This window comes from Pseudomonas sp. GW821-FHT11D10 (assembly GCF_058808435.1).
Window position 1 is genome coordinate 1,194,420 of sequence record NZ_JBXARR010000001.1, and the last position, 22,214, is coordinate 1,216,633.

Below are 22,214 nucleotides of genomic sequence, written 5' to 3' on the forward strand. Positions count from 1 at the left end.
ACTCCGATGAATTTTTCCCAATTCTTCATTTCACGGCCGATCTTCGCAGCGGTGCTGTCGCTGTTGATCCTGATCGCCGGTGCGATTTCGCTGTTCCAGTTGCCGATCAGCGAATACCCGGAAGTCGTGCCACCGACCGTGGTGGTGCGTGCCAACTTCCCGGGCGCCAACCCAAAAGTCATCGGTGAAACCGTGGCGGCTCCGCTGGAGCAGGCCATCACCGGCGTCGAGAACATGCTGTACATGTCCTCGCAATCCACCGCTGACGGCAAGATCACCCTGACCATCACCTTCGCCCTGGGTACCGACCTGGACAACGCGCAGGTACAGGTTCAGAACCGCGTGACCCGGACCGAGCCGAAACTTCCAGAAGAAGTGACGCGCATCGGTATCACCGTCGACAAGGCTTCGCCCGACCTGACCATGGTTGTGCACTTGACCTCGCCGGACAAACGCTACGACATGCTGTACCTGTCCAACTACGCAATCCTCAACATCAAGGATGAGCTCGCTCGCCTCGGTGGTGTCGGTGACGTACAGCTGTTCGGTATGGGCGACTACTCGCTGCGTGTATGGCTCGACCCGAACAAAACCGCTTCGCGCAATCTGACCGCGACCGATGTGGTGACCGCGATTCGTGAGCAGAACCGTCAGGTGGCCGCCGGCCAACTGGGCGCGCCCCCTGCCCCGAATGCCCAGAGCTTCCAGCTGTCGGTCAACACTCAGGGTCGTCTGGTCTCCGAGGAAGAGTTCGAGAACATCATCATTCGCGCAGGCGACAACGGTGAGATCACTCGTCTGAAGGACATCGCCCGCGTCGAACTGGGTTCCAGCCAATACGCCCTGCGTTCGCTGCTGAACAACCAGCCGGCCGTAGCGATCCCGATCTTCCAGCGTCCTGGCTCCAACGCCATCGAAATCTCGAACGAAGTTCGCGGCAAGATGGAAGAACTGAAGAAAAGCTTCCCGCAAGGCATGGACTACAGCATCGTCTATGACCCGACTATCTTCGTGCGCGGCTCCATCGAGGCGGTGGTTCACACACTCTTCGAAGCATTGATTCTCGTGGTCCTGGTGGTGATCCTGTTCCTGCAGACCTGGCGCGCCTCGATCATTCCGTTGGTGGCGGTACCGGTATCGTTGATCGGTACGTTTGCGGTGATGCACCTGTTCGGCTTCTCGCTCAACGCCCTGTCGCTGTTCGGCCTGGTACTGGCGATCGGTATCGTGGTGGACGACGCCATCGTGGTGGTGGAGAACGTCGAGCGGAACATTGAACTGGGGCTCAACCCCTTCGATGCGACCAAAAAGGCCATGGGCGAAGTGACCGGCCCGATCATTGCCACGGCGCTGGTGCTGTGTGCGGTGTTCGTACCGGCGGCATTCATCTCGGGCCTCACCGGTCAGTTCTACAAGCAGTTCGCACTGACCATCGCGATCTCGACCGTGATCTCGGCTTTCAACTCGCTGACCCTGTCGCCAGCGCTGGCCGCTGTGTTGCTTAAAGGTCATGACGCACCGAAAGACCGTTTCTCGCGAGTGCTGGACAAGATCTTCGGTGGCTGGCTGTTCCGTCCGTTCAACCGTTTCTTCGACCGTGCCAGTCATGGCTACGTCGGCACCGTGCGCCGGGTCATCCGTGGCAGCGGCATCGCCCTCTTCCTGTACGCAGGCCTGATGGTGCTGACCTTCTTCGGTTTCTCCAGCACGCCGACCGGTTTTGTACCCGGCCAGGACAAGCAATACCTGGTGGCCTTCGCGCAACTGCCGGACGCCGCGAGCCTGGACCGTACCGAAGACGTGATCAAACGCATGTCCGACCTGGCACTGAAACAGCCAGGCGTGGAAAGCGCCGTAGCGTTCCCGGGCCTGTCGATCAACGGCTTCACCAACAGCCCGAACGCCGGCATCGTGTTCGTGACCCTGAAACCGTTCGACGAGCGTAAAGACCCGAGCATGTCCGCCGGTGCGATTGCCGGTGCCTTGAACGGCCAGTACGCCGGGATCCAGGAAGCCTACATGGCGATCTTCCCGCCGCCACCAGTACAAGGTCTGGGCACCATTGGTGGTTTCCGCCTGCAAATCGAAGACCGGGGCAACCTGGGCTACGAAGAGCTGTACAAGGAAACCATGAACATTATTGCCAAGAGCCATAACGTTCCGGAACTGGCCAACCTGTTCACCAGCTACACCGTGAACGTGCCGCAGGTCGATGCCGCCATCGACCGGGAAAAAGCCAAGACCCACGGCGTGGCCGTCAGCGACATCTTCGACACCCTGCAGATCTACCTGGGTTCGCTGTACGCCAACGACTTCAACCGCTTCGGTCGTACCTATCAGGTCAACGTTCAGGCAGAGCAACAGTTCCGCCTCGAATCCGACCAGATCGGCCAGCTGAAAGTACGCAACAACAAAGGCGAAATGATCCCGCTGGCGACCTTCATAAAGGTCAGCGACACCTCGGGCCCGGATCGCGTGATGCACTACAACGGCTTCATCACCGCTGAAATCAACGGTGCCGCAGCCCCGGGCTACAGCTCCGGCCAGGCGGAAAAAGCCATCGAGAAACTGCTCAAGGATGAACTTCCGAACGGCATGACCTACGAGTGGACCGACCTGACCTACCAGCAGATTCTGTCCGGCAACACTGCGCTGTTCGTGTTCCCGCTCTGCGTATTGCTGGCGTTCCTGGTGCTCGCGGCTCAATACGAAAGCTGGAGCCTGCCACTGGCGGTGATCCTGATCGTACCGATGACCCTGCTGTCGGCCATCACCGGGGTGATCATCTCTGGCGGCGACAACAACATCTTCACCCAGATCGGCTTGATCGTACTGGTGGGACTTGCCTGTAAGAACGCGATTCTGATCGTCGAGTTCGCCAAGGATAAGCAGGAAGAAGGCCTCGATCCGCTGGCCGCCGTACTCGAAGCCTGCCGTCTGCGTCTGCGGCCGATCCTGATGACCTCGTTCGCGTTCATCATGGGTGTGGTGCCACTGGTGTTCTCCAGCGGTGCCGGTGCCGAGATGCGTCACGCCATGGGTGTGGCGGTGTTCTCCGGGATGCTCGGTGTGACCTTCTTCGGTCTGCTGCTGACCCCCGTGTTCTATGTGCTGATCCGTAACTTCGTGGAGCGCAGCGAGAAGCGCAAAGCGGCCAAGGCGCAAAATCTTCAAAAGCCACTGGAGGCGCACCAATGAGTCTGAAAGTCTTTCTGCCGAGCCTGCTGGTGCTGGCCCTGAGTGCCTGCGCCGTCGGCCCTGACTACAAGACCCCGACGACGGAGGCGGCGAACATCACGTCCGCCACCGACGGCGCCGCCGGCCAGAAGAACTTCGATCGTTCGAAATTCGAAGGCATCTGGTGGCAGCAGTTCGACGATCCGACCCTCAACCAGTTGGTGACTCAATCGCTGCAAGGCAACCGTGAACTGCGCGTGGCATTCGCCCGCTGGAAAGCCGCCCGGGCGATCCGCGACGACGCCAGCAACGATGCGATGCCAACCATCACCAGCCGCGCCAGCAGCGACTTGGCCAAAGGTCAGATCCCGGGCCAGACCACCAACCGGGTCAACAGCGAACGCTACGACCTGGGGCTGGACATGGCCTGGGAGCTGGACCTGTTCGGACGCATCCAGCGCAATCTGGAAGCCAGCGACGCCGACCAGCAAGCGGCCGAAGCCGATCTGTACCAACTGCAAGTCACCATGATTGCCGAACTGGTGGACGCTTACGGTCAACTGCGCGGCGCTCAATTGCGGGAAAAGATCGCCCTGGCCAACCTGAACAACCAGCAGGAGTCGCGCAAGATCACCATCAGCCTGCGTGACGCCGGCGTTGGCGATCAGCTCGATGTTGAACGGGCCGATGCCCGTCTGGCGTCGGTCGAAGCCAGCGTGCCGCAGTTGCAGGCGGAACAGGCCCGGCAGAAAAACCGCATCGCCACCCTGCTGGGTGAACGTCCGGACAAGCTGACCGTCGACCTGAGCCCGAAAGACCTGCCGGCGATTGCCAAGGCCTTGCCGATCGGTGATCCGGGCGAGCTGCTGCAGCGTCGTCCGGACATCCTCAGCGCCGAACGCAAACTGGCTTCGGCCACGGCGCGTATCGGTGTGGCCAAGGCCGACCTGTTTCCTCGGGTCAGCCTAAGCGGCTTCCTCGGCTGGACGGCCGGACGTGGTTCGCAGATCGGTTCCTCGGCGGCCAACGCCTGGGCACTGGGCCCAAGCATCACCTGGGCAGCGTTTGACCTGGGCAGCGTGCGGGCCCGTCTGCGCGGCGCCGATGCCGATGCCGAAGGCGCACTGGCGACCTACGAGCAGCAAGTCTTGCTCGCGCTGGAAGAGTCGGAAAACGCCTTCAGTGATTACGGCAAGCGTCAGCAACGTCTGATTTCGCTGATCCGTCAGAGCGAGTCGAGCCGCAAGGCTGCCGACCTCGCCGAGATTCGCTACCGCGAAGGCACCACCGATTTCCTGGTGTTGCTCGACGCCCAGCGTGAACGTTTGAACGCCGAAGACAGCCAGGCCCAGGCCGAAGTGGATCTGTATCGCGGCATCGTCGCGATCTACAAGGCCCTCGGTGGTGGTTGGCAGCCAGAAACGGTCGCCAGCAAGTAACAGGTTTTTAAAGAGCTCCTTTGGTTGGCCGCAACCAACCAAATTTTTTGCCCCGCGTATCATTCGGTCGCGGGGCTTTTTTGTACCTGTCTTTCATGGTTTTCCAGCACGGTGACCGTCGCTGTGGTGCCGGCTCTCAGTCGGTCCTTGCCTGCATAATCGGGATCGATGCCGATCCGCACCGGTACCCGCTGCGCCAGTTTCACCCAGGTGTAGCTTGGGTTGATGTTGGCCAGCAATCGACTGCCCGGCGCGTTTTCCCGGTCAGCAATGGCGAAGGCGATGCTTTGCACCGTACCGCCGAATTTTTCCCCGCTCATCAATTCGATCCGCACCCGGTCACCCTCCTCGATCCGTGGCAGTTTGGTTTCCTCGAAATAGCCGCTGACATAAAAGGAGCCGCTGTCCACCAGTGCCAGCAGGGCGCCACCGGCCACCGCGTAATCCCCCTGACGGGTCAGTAGATTGGTGACATAACCGCTGACCGGCGCTTCGACACGAGTGCGTTGCAGATCCAGTTCTGCCTGAGTCAATGCGGCAATCGCCAGTTGCACGTTGGCTTCGGCCAGACCGAGATTCGCCTGATTACGCAACAGATCCGCCTGGGCCACTGCCACGTCGGTACTGGACTTTTCCCACTCCTCCCCGGAAATCGCGAACCCTTGCTTGAGCGTACGTCGCCGGCGCTCTTCACTCTGGCGTTGTTTGAGCAGCGCTTCGCTCGCGACAATGGCCGCTTGCGACTGCCCAAGCGTGGCCTTCGAGACCTCCACCGAGCGTTTTGCATGCTCGACGGCGAGGCTGTAGCGCGCCGGATCGATCTCCAGCAGCAACTGCCCCTTGTCGACATGCTGGTTGTCCTGCACCGCGAGCGTGACAATGCGCCCCGAAACATCCGCCGACAGCGTCACCACATCCGCCCTCACCCGCGCATCCCGCGTCCACGGAGCCCGGGTGTAATGCTCCCATGCAAACCAGCCGAGCACGATTGCCAGCAGCACCACCGCCAATGTCGTCAATCGAGTGAGCAACGTCTTCAAGGTTTCAGGCTCCCATCAGCAAAATCAGTGCGGCGCATACACAGGCGTACAAAGCGCCTTCGAACAGCGCCTCGTGCCAGACAAAACGCAGGACGCCGAGCCGGCGCAAACCCCAGTCGAGCACCAGAAAAACCGGTATGCCCAGCAACAGGGCCTGAGCGATGGGAGGCAGGTAAACGCCGCCGATCTCGAAATCAATGGGCAAGGACGGGCTCTCCTTCAGAACGGTCGGGCTGCAAAGGCTCGCCATGTCGCTCCAGAAACGACACCACGATCAACAGGGCCACACGCATGCGAAACACCGACCACAAGTGTTCATGGGTGGCGACATGCAAGGCATCCAGCTCATCGCCAAGCGCATGCAGCGTAGTCAGCAACGGTGTCAGGTGCACATCCGGTCGGCCGGCGACGAAACGGCCGGTCTGACGCAACGCCGTCGATAGCTGCCGACCGAAAGCGTCCGTCAGCAATGTGTTGTTTTGTGCCTGTTGCCTGAGCTGGTGCATGGCCACGCCCAGCGCCACGCAGGCGAGACTGATTTCATACAGGCGCTGCATGTCCCGATCATTGGCGGCTGGCAACACGCCCAGCATCGAGGTCAGGCGATCTACCATGCGACTTTCGAAGGCGAATTGCTGTTCATCGGTAGCCGGGCTCTTGGTCAGTTGGTAGACCTGCTCCCGCGCCTCGTTATAAAAGCGCCTGATTCGAAAGGCCGGGCGGAACGGGAAGATCCAGGCATAGACAATCAGAGCCAACATCGCAGCACTGACGTAGGCACCGGCAAATTCGAACCATTGAATGGCGGTGTTTTGCCCGGTGCCGACGTTCTGCGGACCGAGCATCAGGAAACTCGACAGCCCCAGCCCCATGCCTATACCGGCGGTGGCCGGGCTGGACAGTCCGACCGCGATCACATACAGCAGCGGTGAAAGCAGCAAGGCCAACATTTCGAAATCACTGATCGCCGGGACCAGCATGAACTGATAGAACGCCGACACCACCAAGGCCAGTCCCAGCCCTCGGGCGTAACTCTGCGCGGCGATCAATGGGCGCGGAAACGTCGCCATCAACGAACACAGAATCCCCACCAGAATCATCCCGCCCCGCGCGCCGTCCCAAGCGGTTTCGATCCAGATCAGTCCGGCCACCAGCAACGCACTGAAGGCGCGGATGGCATTCATCGTCGCGAGGGTGAAATCCAGGTGCAAGGGGCTGGACTGGCCACGGAACATGCAGCTGGCCTCTCGTCCTTCCTGTATCGCGTCGCTCAGTTCGAGAATCTGCTCCAGTTGCTGTAACAGCCGCGCCTGCTCCCAGCGCAATGCCCATGCCAGCGAGCGCAGGGTTGCACTCATGTCTTCCGTCAGTTGTTCGGCCTTGTAGGCAAGCGCTTCGAATTGCTGTTGCAGCGCGACAAACTGGTGCCGAACCTCGGCCGGCAATGAGCGTCCTTGCTGTGCGAGCTGATCAAGAAGTGCCAGCTCCTCGGCGCGCAATTGCTGGATGTCCAGCGGCAGATCGCCCTCCCAGCGTTCGGTGAGCAATTCACGCTGGTGGCGTAATGCGGTCAGGCGCGATGTCAGCAGCATCAATTGATTGCCCAGCAACAACACCAGATTGTTGGCACTGCGCAGGCGCGGAGCATCGAAATACAGATGCCGGCGCAGGCCTTCGAGGGCGCTGATTTCCCCCAGCAGCTGCATTTGCCGACGCTGAAAGTCCGCTTCGCTTTCTTCGGTGCGCAGCACGGCGGCGGCATGGGTGGCGACTAGCTTGATCACCTGATCGACCTTCGCGAAATAGTTGCGCGATACCGCTTCGGGCCGCGCCGTCAGCAGACTGACCACGCATACGCATGCCACCGCCAGCAAGGTTTCGGTAACCCGGGTCACCGCCAGCAGAAAGGTGCCGTCCTGATCCGGAATCGCCAGCAGCGCCACCACCACGGCGGTATACCCGCTAAGCACGAACGCCTGGGAACTGGTGTAGCGCAGCAACGTGCCGCCGGCCGTGCACAGGGCCAGCCATAGCGCGAGCGTCGTAATGAACAGCAGCGGCGCCTGGGGGAAAATCGCCATCAGTACCACAGCCACCACCGCGCCGAGGGTCGTCCCGATGATTTGTCCGAAACTGCGTGCCAACGCCATCCCGGCCAGAGGCTGGCTGATGATCACCACGGCCATGATCGACCATTTCGGCTGGTCGAGATCGAACAGGAACGCCAGGTACAACGTCAGCAATCCGGCGGCAATGGTGCGCAAACCAAACAGCAGCACGGCCTGGCTGGGGTGGATCACCGCCTTGAAATAAATAAGCAGGGATTGCATGGGTAGCCTCTTCGAAACAACTTCTGCAAGCGTAGACACTGCATGGAGGGCATGACGGCGAACAGGGTCGACACGAGTTGTAGGTCGATTCAACGCCTGTAGTAGGCCATATCGGGCAGAGGGTTTGACTCACGGCGCGAGCTGACAGAAGCTTGCGACCTCCGCTACAAAACGAAAGTTTCGGAAATTCGCATGCCTCAGTCTCGCCGTTATTTGCTCATCAGCCTCGGCCTTGTGCTGATCCTCTTCGTGGGCTGGCTGTCATTGCGCAGTACCGCGCCCGTGGTGCCGGAAGCGATCAAGCATGGGTACAGCGAAGCGCTGGCCGCCGCTCGGGCTGGCCAACCGGGTGCCGCGCGGGTTTTGTATCAGCAACTGGGGCGTCCGGACCTGTCGGTCAAGCGGCGCGTCTGGCTGCATGCCGAGTTGCCCAATTACCCGAGCCCGCAGGCCCTGAAACTGGCGGATGCCGATCTGCAAAACGAATCGCCGGACGTGCGGCTGGCAGCGATCAAAAGTGTGACCGGCCTGGTGCCGGGCGGGCAGCGCAGCCTGCTGCTGGGTCCGTTGCTCGACGATGAAGATCAAACCGTACGCTTCGCCGCGATCAACGCCCTGCTCGGCTTGTCTCCAGATCAGTTGGGCCTGTATTTCGCCCCGCTCCAGCAAGGCATCGACGTGTGGGAGCAGGCGCTCAAGGCCCAGCCGGAAAGCGCCGCCAACTACGTGCAACTGGCGCGCCTGTATCTGCACAACGCCGAACTGAAACAGGCACAGGAAGCGCTGGAACAAACCCTGCGCCTGGACCCCGGCAACTTGCCGGCGCTGGTGATGCAGATCGAAGTGCTCGACCGTCAGGGCCAGAGCGACGCTGCGCGACAGCTGCTCGCCCGACAATTGAAGGCCCAACCCGATTCGGCTTATCTGCAACATGCCCTTGGCCTCTGGCTGCTGCATCACGATCAACGCGAGTACGCCCTGCTCGGTTTATCCAAAGCCGTGGAGCTCGAGCCCGACAACAAGGACTACCGCTACGACCTCGCCACCACCCTGCACAGCGCCGAAGAACTGGAAGCGGCGCAAAAGCAGCTGCAGGAAATCGTCCAGCGTCACCCTGCCGATCGCAAGGCGCGGGTGCTGCTGATCAATTACTGGAAAGAAAGCGGTCAGTTGCAGAACGTGCAGATCCTGCTGGCCCAGCTCGAACAGATGAATCCCGACGATCCTTCGCTTCAACAAGGTCTCTAGCGGCCTTCTCGACACATCCCGCAAGAAAATCGGAACCGCCGTCACGGCAAAAGGTCAAGTAATCAGGCAGTGCCAAAACGGCGTCCGGCGCCCGCTGCCTCGTTTCCCCTAGTCATGAGAGGGCATTTTTTGTCTACATCGAACGCGTTGATCAGTGCAAAAGCCGCCACCGGCATCGAGGGTCTCGACGATATCCTGGCCGGTGGTTTGTCCCGCAGTCATGTTTTCTTGCTGGAGGGCGAGCCTGGAACCGGTAAAACCACAGTCGCGTTGCATTTTCTGCTGGCCGGCGCCCGTGCCGGCGAACGTTCGTTGTACATCACGCTGTCCGAAACCGAGCGCGAATTGCGCCAGGGCGCGGCGTCCCACGGTTGGGAACTGAACGAAAACATCGAGATTTTCGAGCTGACGCCCCCGGAAAGCCTGCTCAACGCCGAGCATCAGCAGAGTCTGTTGTACTCCTCGGACCTTGAGCTGGGTGAAGCGACGAAGCAGATTTTCGAAGTGGTCGAGCGCTTCAAGCCCACCCGGGTGGTGCTCGACAGCCTCTCGGAAATCCGCCTGCTGGCGCAAAGCTCCCTGCGCTACCGTCGACAGATTCTGGCGATCAAGCATTACTTCGTGCGCTACGACGCCACGGTTTTACTGCTGGATGACCTGACCACCGAATCCCTCGACAAAACCGTGCACAGTGTCGCTCACGGCGTGATCCGTCTCGAAGAACTGACCCCCAACTATGGCGCGGAACGCCGTCGGGTGCGGGTGATCAAGTATCGCGGGCAGAAATACCGTGGCGGCTTCCATGACTTCACCATCATGGGCGATGGCGTACACGTCTTCCCGCGTCTGGTGGCAGCGGAGCACCGGGGCGATTACCCACGGCTGCAACTGTCCAGCGGCATCAAGGAAATGGACGCCCTGCTCGGTGGCGGTATCGAAACCGGCTCCAGCACGTTGATTCTGGGCCCGGCGGGCACAGGCAAATCCTTGATCACCATGATTTTCGCGGCCGCCGCCGTGGCGCGTGGTGAAAAGGCTGCCCTGTTCATTTTCGACGAAGAGCTGGGCCTGCTGTTCGAGCGCATGAAAAACATCGGCATCGACCTCAAGGCCCTGCAAGCTACCGGCAATCTGCTGATCGAACAGGTGGACGCCGCCGAGCTGTCTCCCGGTGAGTTCTCCCACCGGGTACGACGCTGCGTCGATGAAGGAGACATCAAGACCGTGGTGATCGACAGCATCAACGGCTATCAGGCCGCGATGCCGGAAGAGAACGCGCTGGTGCTGCATATGCACGAACTGTTGCTGTACCTGAACCGCAAGGGCGCCGCGACGTTCATGACCGTCGCCCAGCACGGACTAGTCGGCGACATGCAGGCCCCGGTCGACATCACCTACCTCGCCGACACGGTGATTCTGCTGCGCTACTTCGAAGCCCTCGGCAAGGTACGTCGAGCGATTTCGATCATCAAGAAACGCACCGGCAGCCACGAATCGACCATTCGCGAATATCGCATTTCCTCGCAAGGCATGACCATCGGTGAGCCGCTGGAAGCCTTCCAGGGCGTGCTGCGCGGCGTACCGACCTACCTCGGCGCGAGCAATCCGCTGCTCAAGGATGACAGCTTGTGACCGTCACCGTACCGCTGTCGGAACGGGCGCTGATCCTCGCGCCCCTGGGGCGCGACAGCCAGGTGGCGCTGATGATCCTCAACGAGGCCGGCTACGGTGGCCTGATCACGCCCGATCTCGCCACGCTGTGCAGCGAACTTGAGCCCGGCGCCGGTCTGCTTTTGATCGCGGCCGAGGCCCTGAATGGCCCGGAGCTTGAAGGCCTGCTGCTGTACCTGGAGCAACAACCGGCGTGGTCTGACTTGCCAATCGTCTTGCTCACCCATCACGGCGGATCTGAACAAGGGCCTTCGTCGCGGCTCAGCAAACTGTTGGGCAACGTGACGTTTCTTGAGCGCCCTTTCCATCCGGCGACGTTGATCAGCCTGATTTCCACCGCACTGCGCGGGCGACGACGACAGTACGAGGCCCGCGACCGCCTGATCGATCTGAGCAACAGCGAGCGGCGTCTGCAATCGACCCTCGAAACCCTCGAGCAGCAAGTCGAAGAGCGCACCGCGCAGCTGCGGCACAACGAAGAAGCCCTGCGCCAGTCGCAGAAAATGGAAGCGGTCGGCCAGCTCACCGGCGGGATCGCCCACGACTTCAACAACATGCTGACCGGGATCATCGGCAGCCTCGAATTGCTGCGCCGGCGACTGGCCCGTGGCCGCACCGACGACCTCGACAGCCTGATCGATCTCGGCGTGACCTCGGCCAACCGCGCCGCCGGCCTGACCCATCGTCTGCTGGCGTTTTCCCGTCGCCAGTCGCTGGACTCCAAAGCCGTGCAGATGAACGATCTGGTGCAGTCGATGGGCGAACTGCTGCAACGCAGCCTCAACGAAAGCATTCAGCTGGACATGCGCCTGCACGAACAATTGTGGGTGGCCGAGGCCGACCCCAATCAACTGGAAAGCGCCCTGCTCAACCTGGTGATCAACGCACGGGATGCGATGCCCGACGGCGGCAATCTGGTGGTCGAGACGGGTAATCAGGTGCTGGATCGCGACTACACCGCGACCTATAGCAATCTTGAGCCCGGTGATTACGTCGTGTTGAGCGTGACCGACAATGGCTGCGGCATGCCGGAGAGTGTCATCAATCGTGCGTTCGACCCGTTTTTCACCACCAAGCCGATCGGCCAGGGCACGGGGCTGGGGCTGTCGATGATCTACGGCTTCAGCAAGCAATCCGGTGGTCATGTGTCGATCGACAGCAAAATCGATCAGGGCACCACGGTCAAACTCTATCTGCCGCGCTTCCAGGGTGAATCACTGCCTCACGCACCCGCTGACGCGGAGCAGGCGCCGGACGCCGTGGAAGGCGAAACCGTATTGATCGTCGAAGACGACCCGGCCGTGCGCGTGCTGGTCAGCGCGGTATTGAGTGAATTGGGTTACGGGTTTGTCGAAGCCGGCGATGCTGACGGTGCCATGCCGATTCTGGATTCGGAGCAACGTATCGATCTGCTGATCAGCGACGTCGGTCTGCCTGGCATGAACGGGCGGCAACTGGCGGAAATAGGCCGGCAGTACCGGCCTGACTTGAAGGTCCTGTTCATCACCGGTTATGCCGAGCACGCGGCGGTGCGCGGCGGATTCCTCGACCCGGGCATGCAGATGATCACCAAGCCGTTCACCTTCGATCTGTTGACGGCGAAGGTGCGGGAAATGATCAAGAGCTGAGGCGGTTAACGCCTCAGGCCAGCAGTTCCTGAATCTTCTCCTGCAACACATCCAGATCGAACGGTTTTTCCAGGATCGGCGCCCGGCGGGTGATGGGGCTGCCGGTCTCGCGGATTTCCTGCGGATAACCGCTGATGAAGATCACCTTCAGATCCGGACGCAACTTGACGGCGGGTTCGGCGATCTGCACGCCGGAGATCCCGCCAGGCAGGCGGAAATCGGTAATCAACATGTCCAGATGCGGCTTGCTCGCCAGAATCTCGAACGCCTGCTCGCCGTTTTCGGCCTGCAATACGCGATAGCCCTGGCCTGACAAATAATCGGTCAGGACCATCAGGATCACCGGTTCGTCCTCGACGACGAGTACTACATCTTGTGCATCTACGCTCATGGGAAGCCTTTGTTCGGTCAATAGCTGCTGATACGACCGTGTGGTCACTCAGAGGTTGCGTTTGTTTTGCCGTTTTCCTGGAGCGGCAGACAAACGCGAAACAGGGCGCCCTCGTTGATCTTGCTTTCGACGACGATGGAGCCGCCATGGGCGGCGACGATCTGCTCGGAAATGAACAGACCCAGTCCGAGGCCGGCCACCACCGTCTTGGCGGAAACCCGTTCGAACTGTTGAAAAATGCGTTTCTGGTTCTCCTCGCTGATGCCGATGCCCTGATCCTGAACTTCGACCCGGGCTTCATTGCCTTCGCGATAAACCCGAACCTGGATCGGACTTTTACCGCCATAACGCAACGCGTTGGTCAGCAGGTTCGACACCACCTGCTCAATACGGAATTCGTCCCACTGCCCTTCCACCGGCTCGGTCGCGGTGAAGCTGACCTCGGTCTCGGCAGCTTCGATCTGCTGGGCGAAGTTCTCCAGCAGCGTGCCTACCAGTTGCGCGAGATCGAAGCGACTCGGTCGGATCGACAGCTTGCCGGTGCGGATCCGCGACACGTCGAGCATGTCTTCGATCAGGCGGATCAGACTTTTGATCTGGCGCTCGTCGCGGTCGACCATGGCGTGCATCTTGTCGAGGGTGAACGCGGCGGCGTTGTCCCGGGCCAGGTGCATCTTGCGCAGTTGGGTTTCGAGGATAAGGCCGTTGAGCGGCGTGCGCACTTCATGGGCGACGATCGACATGAAATCGTCGCGCATGCGCACCGCCTGCTCCAGTTCGCCCTGGGTGCTTTGCAGTTGCTGCAACAGCGCTTCCTGTTCGCGACGGCTCTGCTCGAGGGCTTCGACCTGTTGCTTCATCGCCTTGCTCTGGCGGTACAGGTCGACGAAGACGTTGACCTTGCTCTTCACCGCGTGGATATCCAGCGGCTTGTGCAGGAAGTCCACCGCGCCGCTTTCATAGCCCTTGAACGCGTAATTGAGTTCACGGCCGGCGGCGCTGACGAAGATGATCGGGATGTTCTTGGTTTTCTCGGTGCCGCGCATCAGCTCGGCCAGTTCGAAGCCGTTCATGCCGGGCATCTGCACGTCGAGAATGGCCATGGCAAATTCGTGTTGCAGCAGCAGCGACAGCGCTTCGTCCGCCGACAACGCTTTATAGACGGTGCGGTCTTCGCGTTTGATCAGCGCTTCGAGGGCCAGCAGGTTCTCGGGCAGATCGTCGACGATCAGCAGTTTTGCCTGGATATTACTCAGCATGCGATTCGTTCCAGCTCGACAAGCAGACGGCCGATGCCGTGGATGGGAAGAATGTAATCCGGTTGATGAATCTTCAGCGCAGCGCGGGGCATGGTCGCGACCTGCGCTTCGTCCGGGTCCTGCACGATGGTCAGCCCGCCCTGGCGTTTGACTTGCGCCAGGCCCCGCGCGCCATCGTGGTTGGCACCGGTCAACAGTACCGCGGCCAGCGCCGGCCCGTAGGCATCGGCGGCGGATTCGAACAGAAAGTCGATCGAAGGCCGCGAATGATGCAGACGGTCTTCAAGGCTCAGCGACAGGCTGAGGTCCTGCTCCACCGACAGGTGATAACCCGGCGTCGCGAAGTACACGGTGCCGGGCGCGATGTCCTGTTTGTCGATGGCTTCTGCTACCGGCAGCGCCAGTCGACGGGCGAACACATCGGCGAGCTGGCTGCGGCGCTCTTCCGGCAGATGCAGGACGATGATGATCGGCAGCCCGAACCCGGCACGCAGTGAACCGAGCATCGTCAACAAGGCCTCGACGCCACCGGCGGAAGCTCCGACCACAATCGCCTCGACCCGAGGCAAATCCGCTGCACTGTTCATGATTTGCGGTAGATCCGTTCTTGTTTCACCAGCGGCTCGAACTGGTTGGAGTAGCCGGAAAAATCCAGAGTTTCCTTGCTGCCCAATACCAGGAATCCACGGTGGCACAACGATTCATGGAACAACCCGAACGCTCGATCCTGAAGTTTTTTGTTGAAGTAAATCAACACGTTACGACACGAAATTAATTGAGTTTCGGAGAATACACTATCGGTCGCCAGGCTGTGATCGGCGAAGGTCACGTTCTCGCACAGGCTCTTGTCGAAAATCGCGTAGCCATAGGCAGCAGTGTAGTAGTCGGCGAACGAGCGCTGACCGCCGGCCTGCTGATAGTTGGCGGTGTAGGCGCGCACGTTCTCCATCGAGAAGATCCCCTGCTTGGCCTTGTCCAGCGAGCGCGGGTTGATGTCGGTGGCGTAGATGATCGTGCGGTCGAGCAGACCTTCTTCGCGCAGCAGAATCGCCATCGAGTAGACCTCCTCGCCGGTGCTGCACCCCGCGATCCAGATCTTGATCGACGGATAGGTCTTGAGCAGCGGCACCACCTCCTGACGGATCGCCAGGAAGTGCGACGGATCGCGGAACATCTCGCTGACCGGGATCGTCAGCAATTGCAGCAACTGCATGAACGCCGTCGGGTCATGCAAGACTTTCTCTTGCAAGGCCGAGATGGTCGCGCACTCGAACTGGCTCAGCGCATGTTGCACCCGGCGCTTGATCGAAGCGCCGGAGTAATCGCGAAAGTCATAGCTGTACTTGAGATAAATCGCCTCGATCAGCAACCGCAGTTCGATTTCACTGTTTCGTTCAACGGGATTACTGCGTTCCACTAAATGCGTTCCATCTTCGGTAACCACACGCGAATCAGCGAGAACAGGCGATCCAGGTCGATGGGCTTGGCCAGGTAATCATTGGCGCCCGCCTGCAGGCAGCGCTCCTGATCGTCCTTCATGGCCTTGGCCGTCACCGCGATGATCGGCAGCTTGCGCCAGCGCGGATCCTTGCGGATTTCCATGGTGGCTTCAAAACCATCCATTTCCGGCATCATCACGTCCATCAGCACCAGGTCGATGTCCTCGACTTCATTCAGTTTTTCAATCGCTTCACGGCCGTTACGGCCGATCACCACGACTGCACCCTTGGTTTCCAGCGCGCTGGTCAGGGCGAAGATGTTGCGCACATCGTCGTCCACCAGCAGCACTTTGCGACCTTCGAAGACCTTGTCGCGACTGCGGGCGGTCTTGAGCATCTTCTGCCGTTCATGGGACAACTGCGATTCGACTTTGTGCAGAAAGAGTGTGACCTCATCCAGCAGACGTTCCGGCGAGCGCGCACCTTTGATGATGATCGAGCGCGAATACTTGCGCAGGTCGGCCTCTTCGTCGCGGGTCAGGTTGCGTCCGGTGTAGACGATGACCGGCGGGAACGAGCAGATGTCCTCGGTGGACATGCGCTTGAGCAGATCGTTGCCGAGCATGTCCGGCAACTTCAGGTCGATGACCATGCAATCGAAGATCGTCGTGCGCAGCAGCTCCAGCGCGTCCTGTGCCAGGCCGACAGCGGTGATTTCGATGTCGTCATCGCCGATCAGGCGGGCGATGCTTTCCCGTTGCAGATCGTCGTCCTCGACCAGCAGCACGCGCTTGACCTTCTGGGTCAGCTTGGCCTCAAGACGAGCGAACACGTCCTTGAGCTCTTCGCGGGTGGTCGGCTTGACGGCGTAACCGATGGCGCCCATGTGCATCGCCGCTTCTACGCGGTCTTCCACGGAAATCACGTGTACCGGGATGTGCCGGGTTTCGGCGTGTTCTTTCAGGCGTTGCAGGACGGTCAGGCCCGAGTGGTCCGGCAGGCGCATGTCCAGCAGGATCGCGTCTGGCACGAACTCTTTCGCCAGGTCATAACCTTCATCGGCACCGTGGGCGACCAGGCACTGATAGCCCAGTTCATGGGCCAGGTCGTAAAGGATGTGAGCAAAATTCGGCTCGTCTTCCACCACCAGAATGCAACGGGTAGCGAACGGTGCCTTGTTGCGGTCATCGTTGAAGCGCGGGATGTCGACAGGCGCCAGAGGCGAAACCGCTGCGACAGGCGCGATGACCGGAGTAGAGGCCGGTGGACTGAAGGTCAGCGGCACAACCGGCGTGTCACCCGGCTCGCTGTATTGCTGCGGCAACACCAGGGTGAAGGCACTGCCCTGCCCCGGCGCGCTGCTGACGCTGATCGAACCGCCCAGCAACGTCGCCAGATCCCGGGAGATCGACAGGCCCAAGCCGGTGCCGCCGTATTTGCGGTTGGTGGTGCCGTCGGCCTGGCGGAAGGCTTCGAAAATGCTTTCCTGCTGGTCCTGCGCAATTCCGATCCCCGAGTCGCGCACGATGAAGGCGATGCGATCGTCCGGCTGGCCGGCGATGGTCAGGCTGACCGTGCCCTGCTCGGTGAATTTCACCGCGTTGGACAGCAGGTTCTTGATCACCTGCTCCAGACGCTGACGGTCAGTGAACAAGGTGATCGGTGCATCAGGCTGCAATTCGACGTTGAAGGTCAGCTTCTTGTCCGCCGCCAGCGGTTCGAACACGCTGCGCAAGCCATCGGCCAGACGCGCGACGCTGGTGTTTTCCGGCATCACTTCGAGTTTGCCGGCTTCCACCTTGGAAATGTCGAGAATATCGTTGATCAGGTTGAGCAGATCGTTGCCGGCGGAATAGATCGACTCGGCAAACTTGACCTGCTCGGCGCTGAGGTTGTCCTGCGGGTTTTCCGCCAGCAGCTTGGCCAGGATCAAGGAGCTGTTCAGCGGCGTGCGCAGCTCGTGGGACATGTTGGCGAGGAATTCGGACTTGTACTTGCTCGAACGCTGCAATTCTTCGGCGCGTTCTTCGAGCTGCACCTGGGCCTGATTGAGCTCGGTGTTCTTCTGATCCATGGCGTCGCGCTGCTCGGCCAGGGTCTGGGCCTGTTCGGCCAGTTGCTCGTTGGTCTGTTCCAGCTCGACTTGCTGGGTTTCCAGATGCGCCTGGGACTCCTTGAGAATCCGCGACTGTTCTTCCAGCTCTTCGTTGGCGGTTTTCAGCTCTTCCTGCTGCACCTGCAATTCTTCGTTGAGCTGCTGGGTTTCGGCCAGCACTTCCTGCAAACGCTGGCGATAACGCGCCGCTTCGATGGACGTGCCGATGTTGCCGGCAATCAGTTCCAGCAGCGCGACATCGCGGTCGGAGAGCGGACGCAGGAAACCCAGTTCGATCACGCCGTTGACCCGTTCGTCATCGCTGGTCGGCACCACCAGCACGCTGTGCGGCAGGCCTTCGCCCAGACCGGAACTAACCTTGAAGTAATCCGAGGGCACCGAGTCCAGACGAATCAGCCGCGCCTGCTGGGCAACCTGCCCGACAATGCCTTCATCGCTGTAGATCGACTGTTCCTGTTGTTCCTGTTCGCGGGAGAAACCGTAAGTCGCCACGCGTTTGAGGCCGCCATGTTCTTCGCGCACATACAGCGCGGCCACGGCGGTGCCAAGGTACTGGGCGCAGAACTGCAGAATGTTGCGCCCCAGCAGGTTGAGCGTCAGTTGCCCCAGGACCTGCTCGGCCAGCTGCGTCTGGCCGTTGCGCAGCCAGGCTTGTTGCTCCAGACGATGGGCGCTGGCCTCTTGCGCGGCCAGGGTCGCGCCATAGCTTTGCGAAAGGTTGAGCAGATCACGTCGACCGACATAGGCCAGCAGACCGCTGATGCCGGCCACAAACAGCAGATAAAGGCTGATGCTCCAGATCGTGGTGCGGCGCACGTCTTCATTGCGCGCGGCGCGCAGCAACTGTTCGGTTTCAATCACATCGTCAAACTGCTTGCGCACTTCATCGGTCAGGCGCTTGCCCTTCCCCGCCTTGACCGCGGCCTTGTAGTCACCGCTGGCGCGCTGCAGATCGATCATCGATTGCGCGTAGGTCGCCCACTCGGCTTGCAGCGCCTGAAGACGACGCAGACGATCGGTCTGCACCGGATTGTCGGCAGTCAGTTCGAGCAAGGTGTTCAGTGCCACAGCGATGCGCGGCTTGGCCGTCTCGTACGGGTCGAGGAAGTGTTCGTCGCCGCTGAGCAGAAACCCGCGCATGCCGGTTTCCAGGTCCACGGTGAGTTTCACCGCTTCGTTGGCGTTATTGATCACCCGGTCGGTGTGCTCCACCCACTGGATCACGGACAGCAGATAAGTGATCAGCGAAACGAAGAACACGGCACTGATCACGCCGACGCCCAACGGCAAACTGACGTTGCGGCTCAGGAGTTTGCGAAACCGTTGCTCATCAACCGAAGACGGAGAGGACATGTGGCAGCCTTGTCGAACTGTTGAAAACCAGGGAGTTTGCCCCAAAACAGTGGCATGGATCCATTTTTCTCACAGTGTTAGCACTGTTTTCCCACATTTGCCTGCGCCGAATCTCAGGCCAACGGTTATCCTTGCCCGCCCGTTTGCGCCTATTCTTTTTTGTATCCATTCGGGAACTTGTGGCTATGCGCCACTTACTCATGCAAGAGCCCGGCATTTTTGATCGACCGGCGCCCCTTTACCCATTCTTGAGAGCCGCCACTATGTCCAGCACCGCGTCCACCATCCTTGTAGTAGAAGACGACGCCATCGTGCGCATGCTGATCGTCGATGTGCTGGAGGAGTTGGAGTTCGAGGTTCTGGAAGCGGATGGCAGCGAACAGGCGCTGGAAATCCTCAAGGATGTGAATCAGCACATCGACCTGATGATGACCGACGTCGGCCTGCCGATCATGGATGGCCGTCAGCTGGCCACCGAAGCCCGCAACATTCGCCCGGCACTGCCGATTCTGTTTGCCAGCGGTTACGCCGAGACCATTGAAGTGCCGGCGGACATGCATGTGATCGGCAAGCCGTTTTCCATTGATCAACTGCGCGACAAGGTCAAATCCGTTCTGGAGCAATCCTGAGCACAAAACGTCAATGCCTGAGCAAGCTGTCACGGGCCCTGCCGGCGGCCTTCTTGCTCGGACTTGCCCGACGTATATCCGATAAAAACGGATCACTCGACACGTGGGTTATGGTCTAATCCGCGCGCCTTTTTTCCGTCACTTCGTCCCAGGAACCGTTTCTCATGAGTCAGCCCGCAACCAAAGTCCTCGTCATTGGTTACGTCTGGCCGGAACCCCGCTCCTCCGCTGCGAGCGGGCATGTGATGCAGATTCTCGAGACGTTCCTGCAACAGGGCTGGCAAATCACCTTTGCCAGCCCTGCCGGCACCGGCGAACACCGCGCCGACCTGACCGCACTGGGGATCCGCGAAGTCCCGATCGAACTGAATAACAGCAGTTTCGACACATTCATCAGCGAACTGATGCCGGATATCGTGCTGTTCGACCAGTTCATGATCGAAGAACAGTTCGGCTGGCGCGTGGAGAAACATTGTCCCGACGCCCTGCGCGTTCTGGAAACCTCGGATCTGCAAAGCCTGCGGCATGCACGGCATCAGCGTTTGAAGGATCGGCTGAAGCACAGCGATGACGCCAACGACTTCGCTGAGCTGTTTGCCCCGGCGCTGGCTGAAGAGTTCGAATTGATGGCTGACACCGACCTGGCCAAGCGCGAGATCGCCGCGCTGTATCGCTGCGACCTGAACCTGATGATCTCGCAGGTGGAAATCGAGTTGCTGGTGCAGCAGTTCAAATTGCCACCCGAGCTGTTGCACTGGTGCCCTTTGATGGTCGAGCCACCGAACACGCCAGCGAAACCCTTCGAGGAGCGCGCGCATTTCCTCAGTATCGGCAACTTCCGTCACGCGCCGAACTGGGACGCGGTGTTGTGGATGAAATCCACCGTCTGGCCGCTGATCCGCGAGCAGCTGCCCAAAGCCCAATTGCACCTCTACGGCGCCTACACGCCGCCCAAAGCAGCGGCCCTGCACAATGCCGCCCAGGGTTTTCACATCATGAACTGGGCCGAGGATGCGTTGCAGGTCATGTCTGATGCACGGATCTGCCTGGCGCCCTTGCGTTTTGGTGCCGGCATCAAGGGCAAACTGATTGATGCGATGCTGTGCGGTACGCCAAGTGTCACCACGCCGATCGGCGCTGAAGGCATGCACACTGATCAGCCGTGGCCTGGCGCGGTTTGCCGTACGGCGCAGGATCTGGCCAATGCTGCGGTTGAGCTGTATCGCGACGAAGCCCGTTGGCACGCCGCCCAGTCCCATGGGCAAACACTGCTCAAGGATGTTTATCAGCAAGCCATCCATGGGCCGGCGCTGATCAAAAAACTGCAGGACTGTCGCCAAAACATTGTCCAGTCGAGGCGCAACAACTTCACCGGCAGCATGTTGCGACATCATTCGCACAAGAGCACGCAGTACATGGCTCAATGGATTGAAGCGAAAAACTCGAACAAGTAATTCGATCTGGAAATGTATAAACACAACAGCCAACAACTTGCATCACTCAACCAATAGCCAGTAAAAACGCTCAACCTTATAAACATCCTGCACGCGCCAAGCTTCTGGTTCGAGGTGGCGCGATTCACCCACTAATGCAGGATGCATCCATGAGCGATACCAATAACTACGCGCTGCATAATTGGATGGCGGCGACACCGTCCATTGATTCCCTTTCCATCTGCAATCTGACGCTACCGGGAACCCACAACGCCGGCAGTGACTGGCGCGCCACCTATCCGGTACTCGGCCCGCCCCGCCATTGGCTGGCCTGTCAGCATGATTCGTTTCATGCTCAGTTACACCACGGCGCAAGGGTGCTGGACGTCCGTCTGGCCTACGAGCCAAAGGCAGAGGGCGTCGGCAAGTTCGTTGCTCACCATGGCGGACACCGCAACTCCAGAACATTGGGAAACCTGATCACCGACGTCGAAAACTTCCTGCGGCAAAGCCCGGACGAGTTCATTGTCCTGGACTTTCACAGCCTTGATGGCGACGATTTCGATTATGAATACTTCCATAAAATGGTGGTTCACTTGCTGGGGCACCGTCTGATTCCAAGTCGATACCTGACTTCAAGCCTTGGCCAACTTAAACACCTCAGCAGCGAGCAGCGTGTATTCATCGCTGCCCGCCCACACTGGCAACTTGATCGCTACGTGTACATTGATTAAATCAATCATCAATGGTCGGGCAGCGACTTGACTTCAACCCAGGAGTTGAAGCAGTTCATCGGCAATACTCTGAAGTCCCCACCGGGTTCCTGGAATCCCTGGTCACTGTCTGCCACCAGTTTCACCGCGCTGGGCGGGCCGGTTGATATTCATAAGGAATTGAACGAGTGGTTCGACCCGAACAACAGTGACTGGGCGATGAAGTGCAACATCATCAACGTCGACTTCCTTGAAGAGTCCAATATCGTGTCGTTCTGCCGTGCCGTGAATCAGACCAAGGCCCACCAGCACTCGTATGATCGCAAACTGGCGTAACGGGCGCGCAAA

Annotated in this window: 17 protein-coding genes; 9 read left to right on the forward strand and 8 right to left on the reverse strand. The window is 60.0% G+C overall.

All coding sequences use genetic code 11. From position 1 onward, the window contains the following. Positions 1-6 precede the first annotated feature (6 nt). Both AC1RT4_RS05485 and AC1RT4_RS05490 read left to right on the forward strand, forming a co-directional pair. A complete protein-coding gene (locus tag AC1RT4_RS05485) occupies positions 7-3,198 on the forward strand; it encodes an efflux RND transporter permease subunit (protein ID WP_493084130.1) in 3,192 nt (1,063 codons plus the stop codon). After that, a complete protein-coding gene (locus AC1RT4_RS05490) occupies positions 3,195-4,616 on the forward strand; it encodes an efflux transporter outer membrane subunit (protein ID WP_127798089.1) in 1,422 nt (473 codons plus the stop codon). Before AC1RT4_RS05485 ends, AC1RT4_RS05490 begins: the two co-directional genes overlap by 4 nt. A 59-nt stretch (positions 4,617-4,675) precedes the next feature. Here the strand turns inward: AC1RT4_RS05490 and AC1RT4_RS05495 are convergent, their stop codons facing one another. The 3 genes from AC1RT4_RS05495 to AC1RT4_RS05505 are packed head-to-tail and all read right to left on the reverse strand — an operon-like array spanning position 4,676 to position 7,986. Then, positions 4,676-5,656, reverse strand: a complete 981-nt coding sequence (locus AC1RT4_RS05495; RefSeq protein ID WP_179695058.1) for an HlyD family secretion protein — start codon at positions 5,654-5,656, stop codon at positions 4,676-4,678. Between the two features lie 4 nt (positions 5,657-5,660). Then, positions 5,661-5,861: a DUF1656 domain-containing protein gene (locus AC1RT4_RS05500; protein WP_493084133.1), complete on the reverse strand. Its 201-nt coding sequence runs from the start codon at positions 5,859-5,861 to the stop codon at positions 5,661-5,663. Then, positions 5,851-7,986: an FUSC family protein gene (locus tag AC1RT4_RS05505; protein ID WP_493084135.1), complete on the reverse strand. Its 2,136-nt coding sequence runs from the start codon at positions 7,984-7,986 to the stop codon at positions 5,851-5,853. The genes AC1RT4_RS05500 and AC1RT4_RS05505 overlap by 11 nt, the downstream gene beginning before the upstream one ends. 192 nt (positions 7,987-8,178) lie before the next feature. On the opposite strand from AC1RT4_RS05505, the gene AC1RT4_RS05510 reads away from it, so the two are divergent. The 3 genes from AC1RT4_RS05510 (at position 8,179) to AC1RT4_RS05520 (ending at position 12,533) form a co-directional block, all read left to right on the forward strand. Beyond that, positions 8,179-9,234: a HEAT repeat domain-containing protein gene (locus AC1RT4_RS05510; RefSeq protein WP_493084137.1), complete on the forward strand. Its 1,056-nt coding sequence runs from the start codon at positions 8,179-8,181 to the stop codon at positions 9,232-9,234. Positions 9,235-9,363: 129 nt separating this feature from the next. Continuing rightward, positions 9,364-10,866: an ATPase domain-containing protein gene (locus tag AC1RT4_RS05515; protein ID WP_493084139.1), complete on the forward strand. Its 1,503-nt coding sequence runs from the start codon at positions 9,364-9,366 to the stop codon at positions 10,864-10,866. Further along, entirely contained in the window at positions 10,863-12,533 is a 1,671-nt protein-coding gene (locus AC1RT4_RS05520) for an ATP-binding protein (RefSeq protein ID WP_493084143.1), read from the forward strand. Before AC1RT4_RS05515 ends, AC1RT4_RS05520 begins: the two co-directional genes overlap by 4 nt. Positions 12,534-12,546: 13 nt before the next feature. On the opposite strand, the gene AC1RT4_RS05525 is transcribed toward AC1RT4_RS05520, so the two are convergent. The 5 genes from AC1RT4_RS05525 to AC1RT4_RS05545 are packed head-to-tail and all read right to left on the reverse strand — an operon-like array spanning position 12,547 to position 19,091. Next, positions 12,547-12,924 carry a response regulator gene (locus tag AC1RT4_RS05525; protein WP_007954537.1) on the reverse strand — a complete coding sequence of 126 codons (378 nt, stop codon included), beginning with the start codon at positions 12,922-12,924 and terminating at the stop codon, positions 12,547-12,549. A gap of 44 nt (positions 12,925-12,968) precedes the next feature. After that, positions 12,969-14,183, reverse strand: coding sequence for a hybrid sensor histidine kinase/response regulator (locus AC1RT4_RS05530; RefSeq protein ID WP_085603811.1), 1,215 nt, complete (start codon positions 14,181-14,183; stop codon positions 12,969-12,971). Continuing rightward, complete coding sequence (locus tag AC1RT4_RS05535; protein WP_493084145.1) at positions 14,177-14,770, reverse strand: chemotaxis protein CheB; 594 nt, start codon at positions 14,768-14,770, stop codon at positions 14,177-14,179. Before AC1RT4_RS05535 ends, AC1RT4_RS05530 begins: the two co-directional genes overlap by 7 nt. Next, positions 14,767-15,600: a CheR family methyltransferase gene (locus AC1RT4_RS05540; RefSeq protein WP_085603817.1), complete on the reverse strand. Its 834-nt coding sequence runs from the start codon at positions 15,598-15,600 to the stop codon at positions 14,767-14,769. The genes AC1RT4_RS05535 and AC1RT4_RS05540 overlap by 4 nt, the downstream gene beginning before the upstream one ends. Continuing rightward, the gene (locus AC1RT4_RS05545) at positions 15,600-19,091 is read right to left on the reverse strand and encodes a response regulator (RefSeq protein WP_493084147.1); all 3,492 of its coding nucleotides are present in this window, start codon (positions 19,089-19,091) and stop codon (positions 15,600-15,602) included. Before AC1RT4_RS05545 ends, AC1RT4_RS05540 begins: the two co-directional genes overlap by 1 nt. Positions 19,092-19,354: 263 nt before the next feature. Here AC1RT4_RS05545 and AC1RT4_RS05550 point away from each other — a divergent pair, with 263 nt between their 5' ends. The 4 genes from AC1RT4_RS05550 to AC1RT4_RS05565 all read left to right on the forward strand — a co-directional run bounded on the left by AC1RT4_RS05550 (position 19,355) and on the right by AC1RT4_RS05565 (position 22,202). Further along, the gene (locus AC1RT4_RS05550) at positions 19,355-19,720 is read left to right on the forward strand and encodes a response regulator (protein ID WP_493084149.1); all 366 of its coding nucleotides are present in this window, start codon (positions 19,355-19,357) and stop codon (positions 19,718-19,720) included. A 164-nt stretch (positions 19,721-19,884) separates the two neighbouring features. After that, complete coding sequence (locus AC1RT4_RS05555; RefSeq protein ID WP_493084151.1) at positions 19,885-21,174, forward strand: glycosyltransferase; 1,290 nt, start codon at positions 19,885-19,887, stop codon at positions 21,172-21,174. A 149-nt stretch (positions 21,175-21,323) separates the two neighbouring features. After that, positions 21,324-21,887, forward strand: a complete 564-nt coding sequence (locus tag AC1RT4_RS05560; protein WP_493084153.1) for a phosphatidylinositol-specific phospholipase C domain-containing protein — start codon at positions 21,324-21,326, stop codon at positions 21,885-21,887. 27 nt (positions 21,888-21,914) lie between these two features. Further along, a complete protein-coding gene (locus AC1RT4_RS05565) occupies positions 21,915-22,202 on the forward strand; it encodes a hypothetical protein (RefSeq protein WP_493084155.1) in 288 nt (95 codons plus the stop codon). The last annotated feature ends 12 nt before the right edge of the window (positions 22,203-22,214 follow it).